Raw genomic sequence first — 17,396 nt, 5'->3', positions numbered from 1 at the left:
AACGTGGTTTCCTTCGCGGATTGGCTGCCCTATCTTTAGATACTTTAAAAAATAAATAATATTATGAAGTGGTGGATTAAATTTGGCTGTTTTCTTACAGGCTGGAATAGTTCAATATTATCTCAATGTAGTGAAGCTAGTTTTAAACATTTAAAGAAATATACTGCAGCCTTATTAATATTAATTATACTATGGGGATTTACTGGATATTGTTTTGCAGAAAGGTATGTAGAAGCTCCATGGTGGGGATGTATTATCTCATCTATTATTTTTGTTGTTATTGTTATTCAAATTGAACGACAAATAATCCTAACTGTAGGAACTCATAAGTGGAATACATTCTTTCGTTTTTTATTGCTGTGATTATGGCTTTTTTAGGCTCTTCTATTATAGACCAGATTATATTTGGAGCAGATATTAATCGTAAAATGGTAGAAATTACGGACCGACAAGTTGTTGAACAGTTGCCCTTACGTTTGAAAGTTATTGATGTAAAATTATCAGAATTACAAACTAATATAGACTCTTTGGATAAAGCAAATATTATATTGAATGATGAAATCGTACGAGAACCTGTAATTAAAACAGTTTCAACCACTACCACATACACCAAAGAGCGCCAAGATGATGGAAGCTATAAAGATATTCCTCAAACTACAGTTTCTACGACACCTATGGCAAATCCTCGTGTAAAACAAGTTGAAGCTAATAATATGACTCTCGAAGGATTACGTAAGCAACAAGATGAATATACCCAGAAAAAAATGAACGTAGAAAAGGATTTAAGAACAGAATTATCATCTAACACAGGTTTTTTGTCTGAATTACGAGCTATGATAGAAATCCTCTCTACAAGAATTGAAGCTCTCATTTTTTACATTATTATATTTGCTTTTCTAATATCACTAGAATTATTTGTTGTAACAAGTAAGTTAGGTGATAAGAAATGTGATTATGATATGATTATTGAGCATCAACTTAATGTCAAAACTCAAGCTTTAGAAGAATTAGTTAAGGTGTAAATAAATAATAAGTGCCTCATGTTATTTTCGATAAAAATATTTTCCCTTTTATGTAAAGTATAGTCAACAATGAACAATAGATTAAAATATTGAGACCATATACGGTTAAATTATTATTACACTTGTGTAAAGTTTGTAGATATAACTATAAGAAACGTAGGATATAATACATTGATAAGGTGGTAAGTGAAATTTCATTTACTGCCTTATTTTTTTATCTAATTCTTTCTATCTTTAAGGCATAATTTAAGATTAGAGATATGGAAGATATAAAACCAATAGATAAGTTTACATTAGACAAATATGTAAAAGAAGAAGATGATTTGCTAGAATATGTAGAAATGTTGGGTTGTAAATGTCACCCTGACTATGATTTCATAAGGGTTAAAAAGGAGATAGAGGATAAAGCAGAGACAAATGAAGCAGCAGCAGAAGAAGAAGAAGAAACAAAATATGTCTTCATGGGTACAACTGTAACACAAGAATTTAAGAAACGGTACAATGCAAAAGTGCTTAATGCTCACTATACATTTGAGAAATATATACAGTATAAGGATATACAAAATACTTTGGAAGCACTAAATATAGATAGAGAAAAATTCTGGTATCTATTATTGTTTGTTTCTGATTACATTTATGGAAGTTGTTTGGAAGGAATTAAGGTTAAAGAAACTTCAAGAGTATTAGTGGAGAAACTCATGCAACAGCTTGGGAAGAATATTGGTAATAGTGGCTGTATATTATCTTTTATAAAACCAATGACACTAACATTAAAATTACAGGAAAAACATCGCTCTATAGAAATCGACGACCCTATATCATTAGCTTACATTTATCTTGTATATGAAGCAGGGAAGGACTATTTCAGTAATGATAAGCCAACAAGATTTGATACACAAGAAATAGATAGAAAAGGTAAAGATACAGAACCTAACACTGTTCTAGTAGCAATGTTCTATCATTTATTGAAGAGTTTCTTTAAACTATTGCCCAAAACAAATACAAGTAAGCCTGCAAAAGTATACAGTACAGTTTCTTTGAATAAGACATTATTAATCTCAAGACTTGTTTATTTGACTAGGCTATCCACAGACAAACGATATACTGGAGTTGATGAGAAAAAAGACAAGCAGTGTCCTAACTTCATAAAAGACCAGATAAAATCTTACAAAGATTATAAAATTCTTAGAGCTAACAAATTTTATAAATGATTCATCAAGGAGGGGTAAATTATTGGGCTGTTTTTACCCCTCTTGTCATTTTTCAAAACATCCCCTTATTTTATATTCTCTCTCTATCTTTGCAGCGTTGGATAAATGGTGAAACCAACACCTAACAATTCACCCTGCCCACAGGAGCAGTATTTAAAAATATGATAGATTTCTATTTCTATGAAAGTAACAGAGATATTGTTACTGAAAATGTAGTCAAATGCTATTCAATGATTAGAAAGTATGGATTTCAACCTTCAATGGGTAAAATCAAGATGGTTGAGGGTGATGACCTCAAAGGTGAGAAACTGTATAAAGTTTCTGTAATACCCAAACGCAATGATAAGCCTTTATCTATAACTAACTTTATGGTAGAAACGGAAGAGGTTACGGATGAGCAAGAAAGGAAAAAAGCAAAATCTCCTGTCGATGGACAGCACCGGTTAATTGCTATGGGGATTTTGGAATCAGAGGGCAAGTTTACTTTTGACGAATCATCTATGGTGGAAATTGTTAAACTCCCAGAAGAGATGAGTCTGCCACTCTTTACAGCATCAATCAACAACGGCAAGCCTTGGAACTACAAAGATTTTAATGGGTCTGGGCTAAGTACTGGTAATGCACAGATTGACTACATTGAAAGGATAATAGGTGATTACGACTTGAAGCCAGAGTTTGTTTATGGACTTTATACAATGGGACAACCAGAGTTAAAAGCTAATGTAGTGAAAGATTTGAAGGTTGGCATTGATAGACTTCCAAAGAACCTAAGATTGAGTGAGGACACCCAATCAATGGGCGACAAACTTTTACAGGCATTTAAAGCCAGTAAGATGAGTGAAAAGACATTTAACAATGGTAGGTTGGCAAAAGGACTAAAACAATTCTTCAAGGACAAGAATCCGACCATAGAACAAATGGTTGTCATAATCGAAGCAATGAATAAAGATGTCTGGCATGCAAATTATCCTAAACCTAAAGGAAGTCCAGAAGCTAAGAACTATGCAGAGAACTTTGCCGAGTATTATGAAGATATACTAAGCAAATAAATGATTGAAAATTAAAAGCCAGTTATCGAGATGATAGCTGGCTTTTTTTATCTAAATATGAATTGTCACATCTAAATGCAGACTAAAATTCTAATCTCAAAATTATGCCTTATACATAATTAATCCTATCTTTGTGTCGTTCAAACAAGGCTAGATAAGTACAAATTTGAGGAACTAACTTTGTAAGTTACTGATAAACAGTACCCAATCTAAATATACGGTTTTTATTCAAAACCGCATACCTGCACGCCTATTTTTTTCGCTTTTTTAATTAGCCATTTCAGAGATGAACTTAATACGCACCAAGCGAACTTCCTCTTCAGTGAAGTCATCGCCTAATTCATCAAGCGCATCATCAATCTTATCAGTGGTAGATTCCTTGAAATAATCATAGATATCGAGCATGTGATCTTCATCCATGATTTCTTCCAGGAAATAATCGATATTCAGTTTGGTTCCCGAATAGACGATAGCTTCTACCTCGTCCAGAAGTTCACCAAATTCGATACCTTTGGAAAGAGCGATATCATCTAACGCCACTTTACGGTCAATAGCCTGAATGATAGCTACCTTCATCTTTGATTTATTGGCAACTGTACGTACTCGCAAGTCTTCGGGACGTTCTATCTCATTCTCTTCACAGTGGCGTTTGATTAATTTACAGAACTCTTCACCGTAACGTTTTGCTTTTCCGGCTCCTACACCCGGTATATTCTGCAATTCATCCAATGTCACCGGATAAATGGTAGCCATCGCTTCCAAAGACGGATCCTGGAAGATCACATAAGGCGGCACTTCCAGTTTCTTCGAGAGTTTCTTCCGCAAGTCCTTCAACATAGAATAAAGAGCAGGGTCTACCGCACAGGAACCACCGCCACGTGCCGGAACTTCTTCTTCCGTCTCTTCAAAGTCGTTGTCTTCGGTAATCTTGAATGACTTCGGCTTCTTCAAGAACTTGTGTCCTTCCTCCGTCACTTTCAGGAGTCCGTAATGTTCCACATCCTTGCTCAAGTAACCTGCGATCAGTGCTTGACGAATCACTGCGTTCCATGTTTTATCCTCTTCGCCCATACCGGAGCCGAAGACTTCGAGGTCTTCATGCAAATGCGCCTGTACTTCGGAAGTTTCTTTACCTTGTAGTATGTCTATAATATAATCTGCCTTAAAATTTTCTTTCACCGCGATAATCGCTTCAATCACGGCACACAATAACTCTTGAGCCTCCACTTGTTTTTTAGGGTTTAAACAGTTGTCACAATTTCCACAATTTTCTTCCGTATATTCTTCACCGAAATAATGCAGCAACGTCTTGCGCCGGCATACGGAAGATTCGGCATAAGCAGCGGTTTCCAACAGAAGCTGCTTGCCAATTTCCTGCTCTGCCACAGGTTTTCCTTGCATGAACTTCTCCAGTTTCTGCAAGTCTTTGTTTGTATAAAAGGTTATGCACTGACCTTCACCGCCATCTCTACCGGCACGTCCGGTCTCCTGGTAATACCCTTCCAGACTCTTTGGAATATCGTAGTGAATCACAAACCTTACATCCGGCTTGTCGATTCCCATACCGAAAGCGATAGTTGCTACAATAACGTCCACTTTTTCCATCAGGAAATCATCCTGATTCTTAGTCCTCGCCAACGAATCCATCCCGGCATGATAAGGACGCGCATTGATACCGTTTGCCTGAAGGATTTCAGCAAGTTCCTCTACTTTTTTCCGGCTAAGGCAATAGATAATGCCCGATTTTTCCGGATTGTTTTTGATAAACTTGATAATATCCCTGTCAATATTAGCGGTCTTCGCGCGTACCTCATAATAAAGGTTCGGACGGTTGAACGACGATTTGAAAACTTGAGCATCTACCATTCCCAGATTTTTCTGGATATCATGCTGCACCTTTGGTGTCGCTGTTGCGGTCAACGCAATCAACGGAGCCTTTCCTATTTCGTTGATAATAGGGCGAATCCGCCGGTATTCCGGTCGGAAGTCATGTCCCCATTCAGAAATACAATGAGCTTCGTCCACTGCATAGAACGAAATTTTCACCGAACGCAAAAATTCTACATTTTCTTCTTTCGTCAGCGATTCCGGCGCCACATATAGCAATTTTGTCTTTCCGGCAAGGATGTCCGACCTCACTTGGTCTATCGCGCCTTTGTTTAATGAAGAATTGATAAAATGGGCGACGCCATCTTCTTCACTGAAATTGCGCATTGCATCCACTTGATTCTTCATCAACGCAATAAGCGGAGAAATTACAATTGCCGTACCTTCCATCAAGAGCGAAGGTAGCTGATAGCATAAAGATTTCCCGCCACCGGTAGGCATCAGTACAAAGGTATCTTTACCATCGAGCAAGTTGTAAATGATCGCTTCCTGGTTTCCCTTGAACTTATTAAATCCGAAACACTTCTTCAGTTCATCTGTTAAATTAATCTTCCTTGCCATCTTAACTTAGGTTGTTTTATTCAGTTCATGGTTTAACTTTAGTAGGCTCCCTCCTTCAAGAGAGCCAAACAAAGTTATAAACAACTTCGTAATTACCAAGCAAAATGCGACTAATATTTTTAAGAAAATACAGTTACGATCATCTTTTATAGTCTTACTCTTTGATTTTAAGCAGTTTGCAGTCGTGCCATATTCGCTTTTTCCAGTTGCATCTTTGCATAATCCAGCGTCACCTTATACTCTTTTTTGTCCTCTGAAGGGATTTCAAACATGACATCCATCATGATTGTCTCCACAATAGAGCGCAATCCACGGGCACCCAGCTTATATTCTACCGCCTTGTCGACGATATATTCGAAGACAGCATCTTCAAATGTGAGCTTGATACCATCCATTTCAAACAGTTTGATGTACTGCTTGATGATAGAGTTTTTCGGTTCGGTGAGGATAGCACGAAGCGCATCCCGATCCAACGGATTCAAATAGGTCAGTACCGGAAGACGACCGATAATTTCGGGAATCAGTCCGAATGACTTCAAATCCTGCGGAGCGATATACTGCATCATGTTATTCTTGTCCACCGTCGCTGTTTTCTGCGACGCCGTATATCCTACGACATGTGTATTCAACCGTTGGGCGATCTTCTTTTCAATACCATCGAAAGCGCCGCCACAGATAAAGAGAATATTTTTGGTATTTACCGGAATCATCTTCTGGTCCGGATGCTTACGACCACCCTGGGGAGGTACGTTCACAACAGAACCTTCGAGTAATTTCAGCAATCCCTGCTGTACACCTTCACCGCTCACATCGCGAGTGATGGAAGGGTTATCTCCTTTGCGGGCAATCTTGTCAATCTCGTCGATAAACACAATACCCTGTTCCGCTTCAGGTACATTATAATCTGCCACCTGAAGCAAACGGGTTAAAATACTTTCGATATCTTCGCCTACATAACCGGCTTCTGTCAGCACCGTAGCGTCTACAATGGTAAACGGCACGTGCAGCAACTTGGCAATCGTACGTGCAAGCAACGTTTTTCCGGTTCCGGTACTACCTACCATAATAATGTTCGACTTTTCAATCTCCACATCATCCCCGCTGTCTTTTTGCAACAGACGTTTATAATGGTTATAGACCGATACGGAAAGGAAGCGTTTTGCGTCATCCTGTCCGATCACATACTGGTCGAGGAATTTCTTGATTTCTACCGGTTTGGGCAGTTCTTTTAAATTAAGTTTGGTAGCTCCCGCGCTTTTCTTGCCTTCGCCCAATGCTTCCTGAGTGATCTCATAAGCCTGGGTAGCACAACTGTCGCAGATATAGCCGTTCATTCCCGTAATCAGGAATCCGACTTCATTCTCCGACCGTCCACAAAAGCTACACCTTTTCTTTGTCTTTGAATCAGCCATTTTTATTTCTTAATCAATACCTCATCAATCATACCGTATTCTTTCGCTTCCTGAGCTGTCATCCAGTAGTCGCGGTCAGAGTCCGCCCATACTTTATCAAAATCAGTATGCGAATGATCGGCGATGATCGTATAAAGTTCTTTCTTCAATTTCTGAATCTCACGAGCTGTGATTTCAATGTCCGACGCTTGTCCTTGCGCACCACCCATCGGCTGGTGAATCATCACACGTGAATGAGGCAACGCAGAACGTTTGCCTTCAGCACCGGCAACAAGCAATACAGCCGCCATTGAAGCTGCCATACCTGTACAGATGGTAGCAACATCACTTGAAATAAACTGCATCGTATCATAAATGCCCAGTCCGGCGTATACACTTCCGCCCGGAGAGTTGATATAGATAGAGATATCCTTACCCGGATCAACAGAATCCAGATACAGCAACTGTGCCTGAAGCGTATTCGCTGTATAGTCATCTACTTGTGTACCGAGAAAAATGATGCGGTCCATCATCAAACGGGAGAAAACGTCGAGTTGAGTAACGTTCAACTGTCTTTCTTCCAGAATATAGGGATTCAAATACCCGGCCTGCGATTTAATCACATCATCCAATACCATGCCATTCATTCCTAAATGCTTGGTTGCGTATTTTCTAAAATCATCCATGTTAATTGTTCCTTTCTTATAAATTAAAAATAAACGTAAGTACAAAGAAACGAAAAAGAATACAGAGACACAAAAAAACACAGAGTTATAATTTTATAAAAACTCTGTGTTTCTGTGACTTTATATTCTATTCAACCGAATGATTATTCAAACATCTTATTGAATTCTTCGATTGAAACGTTCTTGTTTTCCAAAGTAACCTGCGCTTTCAGAGCAGCAGCCAGCTTCACTTCTACAACACGACTTACCAAATTATTGATAGTTTCTTTCTTCTTCAACATCTCCTGTGCATAGTTGTCAAGCACATCATCAGGGATAGACAACATACCGTATTGAGCAAACTGTGCCTTCGTTGTTTCTCTAGCCATCTTCAGAACATCTTCCTGTTCTACTTTGATATCGTTTGCTTCAACCAACTGTTCCTTAATCAGGTGCCAAGTCAGTTCCTCGATGCTCTTATCATAGTTTTCAGCAACATATTCTTCGCCCTTTTCTTCGTTGTTCAGCAACATGATACGTTTCAGCAGAGCGTCAGAGAATTCCAACTTACCTACTTTTTCCATCATCACTTTGCGAATATCGATCAGGAACTTATAATCGCTGTCAGCAACAAATCTTGCTGCAATTTCTTCTTTAATCTTAGCGCGGAATTCCTCTTCAGTCTTCACAACACCTTCGCCGAATGCCTGGTCGAACACTTCCTGTGTCAATTCACCCGGAACAAAACGAGTGATTTCTTCTACCTGGAAGCTGAAGTTAGACTTAACGTCTTTCGCGATTTCCTTGTCGATCTTCAACAAAGAACCCAGTTCAGCAGCATGTCCGTCATAAGCAACATTCGGATTGAACACCAATACATCATTTACTTTTGCGTTAGCAAAAATAGCTTTCTGATCGTCATTCTTCATATAAGCAGGCATCAACACAGCAGCTTCTACCTGAATACCACCTTCTTTTGTATTGCCTTCTTCGTCCAACTGTGCCAGCAGACCTTTCAACATATCATTATCTTCGTAAGCATCTACCTTATCATACTTACCAGTGCGTTGAGTGTACATCTTCACCTGGTTGTCGATCATTTCTTCAGAAACTTCGATAGAATAATAATCTACTTTGTCTTTAGCGCTTACTTCTGCTTTAAATTCAGGTGCCAAAGCGATATCGAACACGAAATCGAACTCTTCCATTGTATCGAAATCAATATTCTGCTGCTTTTCTTCATTAGGCAACGGCTCGCCCAACATATTCACCTTATTATCTTTAATATAATTGTAAACAGCTTCTTGCAATGCCTTATTCACAACCTCTGCAATCACCGATTTACCATACATCTTTTTAATAAGACTTGTCGGCACCATACCTTTACGGAATCCCGGAATCTGTGCCTTCTGACGGAGTGATTTCAACTCTTTGTCTACTTTCTCCTGATAATCTGCTTTCTCAAGCTTTACAGTAAGCTCTGCGCTTACTTTGTCAATGTTTTGTAATGAAACGTTCATTCTGACAATTATTTATTTGATTTATACTTTGTTCTATACTCAAAGAGGGTGCAAAATTAGTGCTAATCTTTCAAATTTCAAAAGACATTGCAGATTTATTTCAGCAACGCCACCCATCTTTCACACATCTTTTATTAATTATTTCATCAATTCCTCATATATAAACAACAATAAACCATCAGCAACGACCACGCCGCAGGTCCCCCGGCCTACTTTTTTCTCCGTCAAGCGAGCGCCCGTAACGAAGCGTTAAGAAGGGCAGACTGTTTGAGCGAAGCGAGTTTCTGCCCTTTAGCGTAGTGAAGGAAGCGAGTAGGAGAAAAAAGTAGGCCTTGAACTTTTCTTTGGTTCTTTCTTTTCTTTCAAGAGAAAAGGAAAGAACTTTTTTTTCTGATAATCCGCAAATTAACCTTCCAAAAAGATGGTTAATCCAAAAATTATTCTTTTCTTTGCTGCGGATTGATGGACCATTAGTTTCTCGATTTGATTACAAGGTTTTTACTTCCGTTACGAAACGCATTTGTAAACTCTCTGTCGTTTTAATCTTTTTATTAGTAACCATCTGTCCAGAGAGTTTTATTCATTTATTTATTTTTTATCATTTTCATTATGAACATTTATGTTGGAAACCTTAACTACCGTGTTAAGGAAGGAGATCTGCAACAAGTGATGGAAGATTACGGAGCAGTATCATCAGTTAAAGTTGTTATGGACCGTGAAACCGGTAAATCCAAAGGATTCGCTTTCATCGAAATGGAAGACGACGCTGCAGCTGCAAAAGCTATTGCTGAATTGAACGGAGCTGAATACATGGGCCGTACAATGGTAGTTAAAGAAGCTAGACCTAGAGCTTAATTGCCGACGCTAATATAGCTAAGAAAAAAAAGAAACTTCTGTCACCCCGATGACAGAAGTTTTTTTATTACCCTTCCATTCCTTGCACTTCCACGTCCTTCACCTTACGGAGTAAGTCTGAAGCAAAGATAAAGTTATTCAGTCGTTCGTTGGTAGAGGTAAAGATATCATCTTTTGTCCCTTCCCACTCTTTATGTCCTTCATAAATATAAATCACCTTCTCGCCAATTCCCAATACAGAGTTCATATCATGCGTATTGATAATGGTCGTCATGTTATATTCCTGCGTAATATCATGGATCAGATCATCAATCACCAATGACGTTTTCGGATCGAGCCCCGAGTTCGGTTCATCGCAAAACAAATATTGAGGATTCAGGGCAATCGCACGTGCAATAGCCACACGCTTCTGCATCCCCCCACTGATTTCTCCCGGAAACTTATCTTTCGCCTCCCCCAGATTCACACGATCCAAGCAGAACATCGCCCGTTTGGTACGCTCACGCAAAGTATCATTGCTAAACATATTCAACGGAAACATCACATTGTCCAACACCGTCATCGAGTCAAACAGAGCCGCACTCTGGAAAATCATCCCCATCTCCTTGCGAAGCATCTTTTTCTCCTTCTTCCCCATCAAGACAAGGTTACGTCCGTCATATAAGACTTCCCCCTTCTCCGGAGTAAGCAATCCTACAATACACTTCATCAATACCGTCTTACCGGAGCCACTCTGACCGATAATCAAATTCGTCTTTCCATTTTCAAAACTAGCATTGATATCGCTCAATACCGTTTTGTCATCAAATGATTTATAAAGTCCTTTAATCTCAATCATCCCATCAAAAGTTTAGTTAATATCAAGTCCGCAAACAGAATCAATACACTGCTGGATACTACGGCATCCGTAGAAGCCTTTCCCACAGCAATCGATCCACCATCCACCGTATATCCGAAGAAAGCAGACACACTTGCAATAATAAACGCGAAAAAGAGGGATTTGATGATACCGGCCCAAATAAACCACTCCACAAACATATATTGCAATCCATATTCCAGATCGACCGCATTCATCACCCCGGCAAACCAACAGGTGCAAAAGGCACCGATAATTCCGGCAAAGATACTGAACGTCACTAAAATAGGAATCACAGTTACCATCGCCGTAATCTTAGGCAGAATCAGGTAGTTTGCCGAATTGATACCCATAATTTCGAGCGCGTCAATCTGCTGCGTCACCCGCATTGTTCCTAATTCCGAAGCGATATTCGACCCTACTTTTCCCGCAAGAATCAAACACATGATAGAGGAAGAAAATTCCAGCAACATAATTTCACGTGTCACATACCCCACTGTCCAGCGAGGCATCCACGGACTTTCGATATTCAACTTGATTTGGATGGTAATAACCGCGCCGATGAAAAACGAAATCAACAGCACGATACCGATGGAGTTCACACCTAGTTGCTCCAACTCGTTAAGGTATTGCCGGAAGAACATACGCATACGTTCAGGACGGGAAAAAGTCCGTCCCATCAGCATGAAATATCTCCCGACGGTTCTCAATGCTTTTATCATAACTCACACTATTTGTCTGCAAATGTACATTATTTCAGCTTATTTTTACTACATTTGCCGCAAAATAACTAGAATATGGAAGAAAGCAAGATGGTGCTCCGCACGGAAGACCTGGTTAAGAAGTACGGTAAACGAACCGTTGTGAGCCACGTTTCCATCAATGTGAAGCAAGGTGAGATTGTAGGTTTGCTGGGACCGAACGGTGCCGGCAAGACGACTTCATTCTATATGACTGTAGGGCTGATTACTCCGAATGAAGGACGTATTTTCCTCGACGACCTGGAGATTACCAAATATCCGGTTTACAAACGAGCGCAAACGGGAATCGGCTACCTTGCACAGGAAGCTTCCGTTTTCCGCCAGATGAGTGTGGAAGATAATATCGCCGCCGTACTGGAAATGACTAACAAGCCCAAAGAATATCAAAAGGAAAAACTCGAAAGCCTGATAGCAGAATTCCGTCTGCAAAAGGTACGCAAAAACAAAGGTAACCAGTTGTCCGGAGGTGAACGCCGCCGTACGGAGATTGCCCGTTGTCTTGCCATCGACCCCAAATTCATCATGCTTGACGAACCTTTTGCCGGTGTAGACCCGATTGCCGTAGAAGATATCCAGCAAATTGTTTGGAAGCTGAAAGATAAGAATATCGGAATCCTGATTACCGACCACAACGTACAGGAGACACTTAGTATCACCGACCGCGCCTATCTGCTGTTCGAAGGAAAGATTCTTTTCCAGGGAACACCGGAAGAATTATCGGAGAATCAGATTGTGCGTGAAAAATACTTGAGTAACAGCTTCGTTTTACGCAGAAAAGATTTCCAGTTAGAGAAATAGATTCACCACAGATTAACACAGATTTCCACAGATTAAAAATAAAAAACGGGCTAATCAATTTACAAGTTTTGTATCATTTGATTAGCCCGTATTCTTTATGAAATATCTGTAAAAATCTGTGTTAATCTGTGGTGAACTTTACTTCTGTCTAATATAAATATTAACCGGAGTACCTGTCAGATTCCATTTCTCACGCATCTTATTTTCGAGGAAACGTTTGTACGGATCCTTCACATACTGCGGCAAGTTGGCAAAATAGACAAATGAAGGCACTTGCGTATTCGGCAACTGTGTGATGTATTTAATCTTGATATACTTACCTTTATTTGAGGGAGGCGGATAAGCCTCGATCAGCGGAAGCATTTCTTCATTCAAACGAGCTGTCGGAATCTTTGTCGTCCGGTTCTCATATACATTACGTGCTTCTTCCAGCACTTTCAGAATACGTTGTTTGGTCAATGCAGAAGCAAAGATGATCGGGAAATCGACAAACGGAGCAAAACGTGAACGGACAGCTTCCTCAAATGTCTTCTGCACTTTCACTGATTTATCTTCCACCAAGTCCCATTTATTAATCACGACTACCAATCCTTTCTGGTTCTTCTGAATCAGAGAAAAGATATTCAAGTCCTGGCTCTCAACACCCCTCGTTGCATCCAACATCAGAATACAAACATCCGAACCTTCGATGGCACGAATCGAACGAATCACCGAATAATATTCCAAGTCTTCATTTACCTTGTTTTTCTTACGGATACCTGCCGTATCTACCAGGTAAAAATCAAATCCGAATTTATTGTAACGAGTGTAGATCGAGTCACGGGTAGTTCCTGCAATCTCTGTCACGATATTACGTTCTTCCCCAATAAACGCGTTTACAATGGAAGACTTTCCTGCATTCGGACGTCCTACCACAGCAAAACGAGGAATATCATCATCCAGGATTTCAGAAGACTCCTTCTTGAAATTGCTGACAATCAAATCCATCAAATCACCCGTACCACTTCCTGTCATGGCAGAAACACAATACGGATCGCCCAATCCCAGTTTATAAAACTCGGGAGCGTTATACTGTAAATCATGATTGTCCGTTTTATTGGCAACCATAATCACCGGACTATTAGCACGGCGCAGAATAGCCGCTACCTGCATATCCAGGTCGGTCACTCCATTCATCACATCCACAACGAACAAAATAACGTCCGCTTCATCCACTGCCAATAATACCTGCTTGCGGATTTCCTCTTCAAAAACATCATCCGAATTAACCACCCATCCGCCGGTATCCACCACGGAGAACTCACGGCCCAGCCACTCGGACTTGCCATATTGTCTGTCGCGGGTTGTACCCGCTTCTTCATTCACAATAGCCTGACGAGTCTTCGTCAGACGGTTAAATAAGGTAGACTTGCCCACATTCGGGCGTCCTACAATTGCAACTAAATTACCCATAGTTCAATACCTTGTTTTTTCACGACTATCACAGTCGCATGAATACTCTTAATCTAACTGATAACCAAAATTACGCAGCTCCTTATCCGAACTACGCCAATCCTTATCCACTTTCACATACGTTTCGAGGAAAATAGTCTTTCCAAAGAAACGTTCCAGTTCGCGGCGAGCCTCGGTAGCTACCTTCTTCAACGCCTTGCCCTGTTTACCGATAATAATTCCTTTCTGCGAATCACGTTCCACGTTAATCACCGCACGAATATGAATCTTCTTCGGCTCTTCCTTAAACTCCTCTACGACCACTTCCACCGAATAAGGAATCTCCTTGTCGTAGTAGAGCAGAATCTTTTCCCGGATAATCTCATTCACGAAGAAACGGGCAGGCTTGTCCGTCCACTGATCCTTTCCAAAATAAGGAGGAGAATCAGGCAACAGTTCTTTGATTCGCTTCATCACATAGTCCACATTGAACTTCGATGTAGCAGAAATCGGAATAATTTCGGCTTGGGGAAGCAGTTCTTTCCAATCTTCCACCAGCTTTACCAGTTTTTCCTGATCTGTAAGATCTATCTTATTGATGAGCAGGAGCACAGGCACCGTCATCTGGCGTACCTTCTCCATAAACTCATTATTCTTATCCGGCGTCTCCACCACGTCAGTCACATAAAGCAAGATATCCGCATCCGTCAATGCCGAAGTAGAAAAATTCAGCATCGACTCCTGTAGTTTATAATTGGGCTTCAATACTCCCGGAGTATCAGAAAAAACAATCTGCATTTCATCCGTATTATAGATTCCCATAATCCGGTGACGAGTTGTCTGCGCCTTGAAAGTAGCAATCGAAATACGTTCGCCCACCAAGACATTCATCAATGTCGATTTTCCGACATTCGGATTTCCTACAATGTTTACAAAACCTGCTTTATGCATTTCTCTTCATTTTATTGGTTGAGACAAAAAAACGCATCGAATCGAAATAGGATGCGTTTTTGAGTGTTATAGTTCAGTAACTTACGTTACGATTCCTTTTTTCCGTCATAACCCCATTTCACGTAAACTGCGCCCCATGTAAATCCGGCACCGAATGCAGTGAAAATGATATTATCACCTTTCTTGAGTTTATCTTCATAATCCCAGATACACAAAGGAAGAGTAGCAGCACTGGTGTTACCGTAATGCTCAATATTTACCAACACTTTATCCATTGGCACCTCCATACGGTGAGCCACGGCTTCGATAATGCGGACATTCGCCTGATGCGGAACAATCCAGTTGATATTATCTTTCGTCAGACCATTCTTTTCTGCAATAGCAGCAGATACATCCGACATGTTGGATACAGCATATTTAAACACTGTTCTTCCTTCCTGGTGCAAATAGTGCATTTTATTGTCTACTGTGAAATAAGACGGAGGACAAACCGAACCACCAGCTTTCATGTGGAGGAAAGGCAATCCTTTGCCATCAGTTCTCAGTATCGAATCCATGATTCCGTAATCTTCCGTAGTCGGTTCCACCATAAAAGCAGCAGCACCGTCACCAAAGATAGGGCATGTAGCACGATCTGTATAGTTAACCATTGACGACATCTTATCGGCACCGACAATGATAATTTTCTTATATCTTCCCGAACGGATGAAATTAGCAGCTGTCTCCATTAAATACAGGAAACCGCTACAAGCAGCTTGCAAATCGAAAGCAAATGCATTCTTCAGTCCGAGTTTATCACAAAGAATAGAAGCTGTAGAAGGGAAGTGATAGTCAGGAGTAGTGGTAGCGACAACAACCAAATCAATGTCATCAGGATTAGTACCAGTTTTCTTCATCAACTGTTTGGCAGCTTTGCGTGCCATGTATGAACTACCTAATCCTTCCTCATTCAGAATATGTCTCTCCTTTACTCCGATACGAGTCATAATCCATTCGTCGTTGGTATCCACCATTTTTGATATCTCGTCGTTAGTTAAGATATAATCGGGAACGTACCCGCCGACTCCTGTGATTACTGCATTTATTTTTTCCATCAAACCTATTTTAAATTAGCAATACTATAATACTTAAAGCAGCCGGAGAGCTTTACCCTCAGGCTGTTTTTCAGTATAACTGTACTAATTATACAGCTGCTTCTTTCTCAATAGCGAGCTTACCTCTGTAATAGCCACAAGCACCACATACAGTGTGGTAAACGTGCCATTCGCCGCAATTCGGACAAATAGCCAATGTAGGAGCTACTGCCTTATCATGAGTTCTTCTCTTCGCTTGTCTCGTACTTGATTGTCTTCTCTTAGGATGTGCCATTTTCTTAAAACTTTAATTATTATCTAATATTTTTTTTAATTCATTCCAGCGAGGATCAATTTGTTCCTCCACTTCTTCCTCAATTACGATGTCATCTCCACCTGTGTCGAAAGTATCATCGCTATCCTCATTCGCATTTGTTTTCAAATGCTTGTTCAATTTACTAGTTACCGCTTTATTACACTTACCGGGAGCATGTACATGCTTCATCGGAATAGACAGCGCAACAAATTCATACATGAACCATGCAACGTTGATTTCCCCTTCTTCCTCGGGAATCACAATCAGGTTGTCACCTTCTTCTGCATATTCATGACCAAACTTTACCATCAGTTTATCAGAAGAACTGATAGGTAGCTCCATATCATCCAGGCAACGGTCGCATGGTACCCATACCATACCGTCAGTTTGGAAACTCAGCTCGAAAGCACGAGAGGTTCTTTTCACAGTCAATGTAACATTGACCTTTCCTTTCTGAACTTCAGGACCATCAATGTGAGCGAAGTAAAGGTTATCCAATACAAACTCATACTTAGCAGAGTCTGCTTGCATACCTTTCAAGTCAATTTTGTATTTATCAAATTTTCCCAAAGCTTCTCTCTTTTTTAAATCGTTAGCTTACAATTCGGGCGACAAAGATACAAATAAATATCCTCATAACATACAAATTATCAGTAAATATTCACTTTTTTAATAGGTATTATGAGGTTTGTATCTGCTAAAAAGGGCGGTATAAATACCAAAGTAATAAAAAACAGAAAGCCTCGCCCGTCAATAGACAAGCGAGGCTTCTTTAAAACGGCGGCTACCTACTCTCCCACTGTTACGCAGTACCATCGGCGTGACGAGGCTTAACTTCTCTGTTCGGAATGGGAAGAGGTGGAACCCTCGTGCTATAACCACCTGAATAAGGTTATGACATGATGAAAAGTAAAATCTCAAGTTATTACTAGTATGTTTCTGTTCTCTGTTTCCAGTTTCCGTATCAGTAATCCGCTAAACGTATATACCCAACCGGTACATATTTGAAAGAAAGTGAACGGGCAATTAGTAATGCTCGGCTTTGATGT

At 40.1% G+C, this 17,396-nt stretch carries 17 protein-coding genes and 1 rRNA gene; 6 read left to right on the top strand and 12 right to left on the bottom strand.

All coding sequences use genetic code 11. The features are described 5' to 3' along the window. Positions 1-63 precede the first annotated feature (63 nt). From BSAG_RS25910 to BSAG_RS16295, 4 genes are all read left to right on the top strand, one after another. Positions 64-363, top strand: a complete 300-nt coding sequence (locus BSAG_RS25910) for a DUF4407 domain-containing protein (protein ID WP_255344461.1) — start codon at positions 64-66, stop codon at positions 361-363. Positions 364-365: 2 nt separating this feature from the next. Further along, complete coding sequence (locus BSAG_RS0222800) at positions 366-1,022, top strand: DUF4407 domain-containing protein (protein WP_255344460.1); 657 nt, start codon at positions 366-368, stop codon at positions 1,020-1,022. A 260-nt stretch (positions 1,023-1,282) separates the two neighbouring features. Then, positions 1,283-2,233, top strand: coding sequence for a hypothetical protein (locus BSAG_RS16290; RefSeq protein ID WP_008997410.1), 951 nt, complete (start codon positions 1,283-1,285; stop codon positions 2,231-2,233). Between the two features lie 161 nt (positions 2,234-2,394). Next, positions 2,395-3,282, top strand: a complete 888-nt coding sequence (locus tag BSAG_RS16295) for a hypothetical protein (protein WP_008997408.1) — start codon at positions 2,395-2,397, stop codon at positions 3,280-3,282. Positions 3,283-3,549: 267 nt separating this feature from the next. Here the strand turns inward: BSAG_RS16295 and recQ are convergent, their stop codons facing one another. The 4 genes from recQ to tig form a co-directional block, all read right to left on the bottom strand. Continuing rightward, positions 3,550-5,730, bottom strand: coding sequence for a DNA helicase RecQ (recQ, locus tag BSAG_RS16300; RefSeq protein WP_004314392.1), 2,181 nt, complete (start codon positions 5,728-5,730; stop codon positions 3,550-3,552). Between the two features lie 167 nt (positions 5,731-5,897). Next, positions 5,898-7,142, bottom strand: a complete 1,245-nt coding sequence (gene clpX, locus BSAG_RS16305) for an ATP-dependent Clp protease ATP-binding subunit ClpX (protein WP_004314393.1) — start codon at positions 7,140-7,142, stop codon at positions 5,898-5,900. Between the two features lie 2 nt (positions 7,143-7,144). Further along, on the bottom strand, positions 7,145-7,807 hold the full coding sequence (gene clpP / locus BSAG_RS16310) for an ATP-dependent Clp endopeptidase proteolytic subunit ClpP (protein WP_004297164.1): 663 nt from the start codon (positions 7,805-7,807) through the stop codon (positions 7,145-7,147). 143 nt (positions 7,808-7,950) lie between these two features. Next, positions 7,951-9,306, bottom strand: coding sequence for a trigger factor (gene tig / locus BSAG_RS16315; protein ID WP_004314394.1), 1,356 nt, complete (start codon positions 9,304-9,306; stop codon positions 7,951-7,953). A 609-nt stretch (positions 9,307-9,915) separates the two neighbouring features. Here tig and BSAG_RS16320 point away from each other — a divergent pair. After that, entirely contained in the window at positions 9,916-10,161 is a 246-nt protein-coding gene (locus tag BSAG_RS16320) for an RNA recognition motif domain-containing protein (protein ID WP_004297160.1), read from the top strand. Between the two features lie 67 nt (positions 10,162-10,228). Here the strand turns inward: BSAG_RS16320 and BSAG_RS16325 are convergent, their stop codons facing one another. Beyond that, positions 10,229-10,999: an ABC transporter ATP-binding protein gene (locus BSAG_RS16325; RefSeq protein ID WP_004308628.1), complete on the bottom strand. Its 771-nt coding sequence runs from the start codon at positions 10,997-10,999 to the stop codon at positions 10,229-10,231. Then, a complete protein-coding gene (locus BSAG_RS16330) occupies positions 10,996-11,739 on the bottom strand; it encodes an MlaE family ABC transporter permease (RefSeq protein ID WP_004308627.1) in 744 nt (247 codons plus the stop codon). Before BSAG_RS16330 ends, BSAG_RS16325 begins: the two co-directional genes overlap by 4 nt. Positions 11,740-11,814: 75 nt before the next feature. On the opposite strand from BSAG_RS16330, the gene lptB reads away from it, so the two are divergent. Further along, positions 11,815-12,576 (top strand): LPS export ABC transporter ATP-binding protein, encoded by a 762-nt coding sequence (gene lptB, locus BSAG_RS16335; RefSeq protein WP_004308626.1) that lies wholly within the window; start codon positions 11,815-11,817, stop codon positions 12,574-12,576. Between the two features lie 138 nt (positions 12,577-12,714). On the opposite strand, the gene der is transcribed toward lptB, so the two are convergent. From der to rrf, 6 genes are all read right to left on the bottom strand, one after another. Beyond that, positions 12,715-14,028 (bottom strand): ribosome biogenesis GTPase Der, encoded by a 1,314-nt coding sequence (gene der, locus BSAG_RS16340; RefSeq protein WP_004308625.1) that lies wholly within the window; start codon positions 14,026-14,028, stop codon positions 12,715-12,717. A gap of 48 nt (positions 14,029-14,076) precedes the next feature. Next, positions 14,077-14,958, bottom strand: coding sequence for a GTPase Era (gene era / locus BSAG_RS16345; protein ID WP_004308624.1), 882 nt, complete (start codon positions 14,956-14,958; stop codon positions 14,077-14,079). Between the two features lie 86 nt (positions 14,959-15,044). Then, entirely contained in the window at positions 15,045-16,052 is a 1,008-nt protein-coding gene (locus BSAG_RS16350; protein WP_004313593.1) for a beta-ketoacyl-ACP synthase III, read from the bottom strand. Between the two features lie 88 nt (positions 16,053-16,140). Beyond that, entirely contained in the window at positions 16,141-16,326 is a 186-nt protein-coding gene (gene rpmF, locus BSAG_RS16355) for a 50S ribosomal protein L32 (protein WP_004296852.1), read from the bottom strand. Positions 16,327-16,338: 12 nt separating this feature from the next. Next, positions 16,339-16,917: a YceD family protein gene (locus BSAG_RS16360; RefSeq protein ID WP_004313594.1), complete on the bottom strand. Its 579-nt coding sequence runs from the start codon at positions 16,915-16,917 to the stop codon at positions 16,339-16,341. A 205-nt stretch (positions 16,918-17,122) separates the two neighbouring features. Beyond that, positions 17,123-17,233 (bottom strand): 5S ribosomal RNA (rrf, locus tag BSAG_RS16365). Between the last annotated feature and the right edge of the window lie 163 nt (positions 17,234-17,396).

The organism is Bacteroides sp. D1 (assembly GCF_000157095.2).
Lineage (GTDB): Bacteria > Bacteroidota > Bacteroidia > Bacteroidales > Bacteroidaceae > Bacteroides > Bacteroides xylanisolvens.
This window is presented reverse-complemented; position numbering and strand designations above follow the sequence as displayed.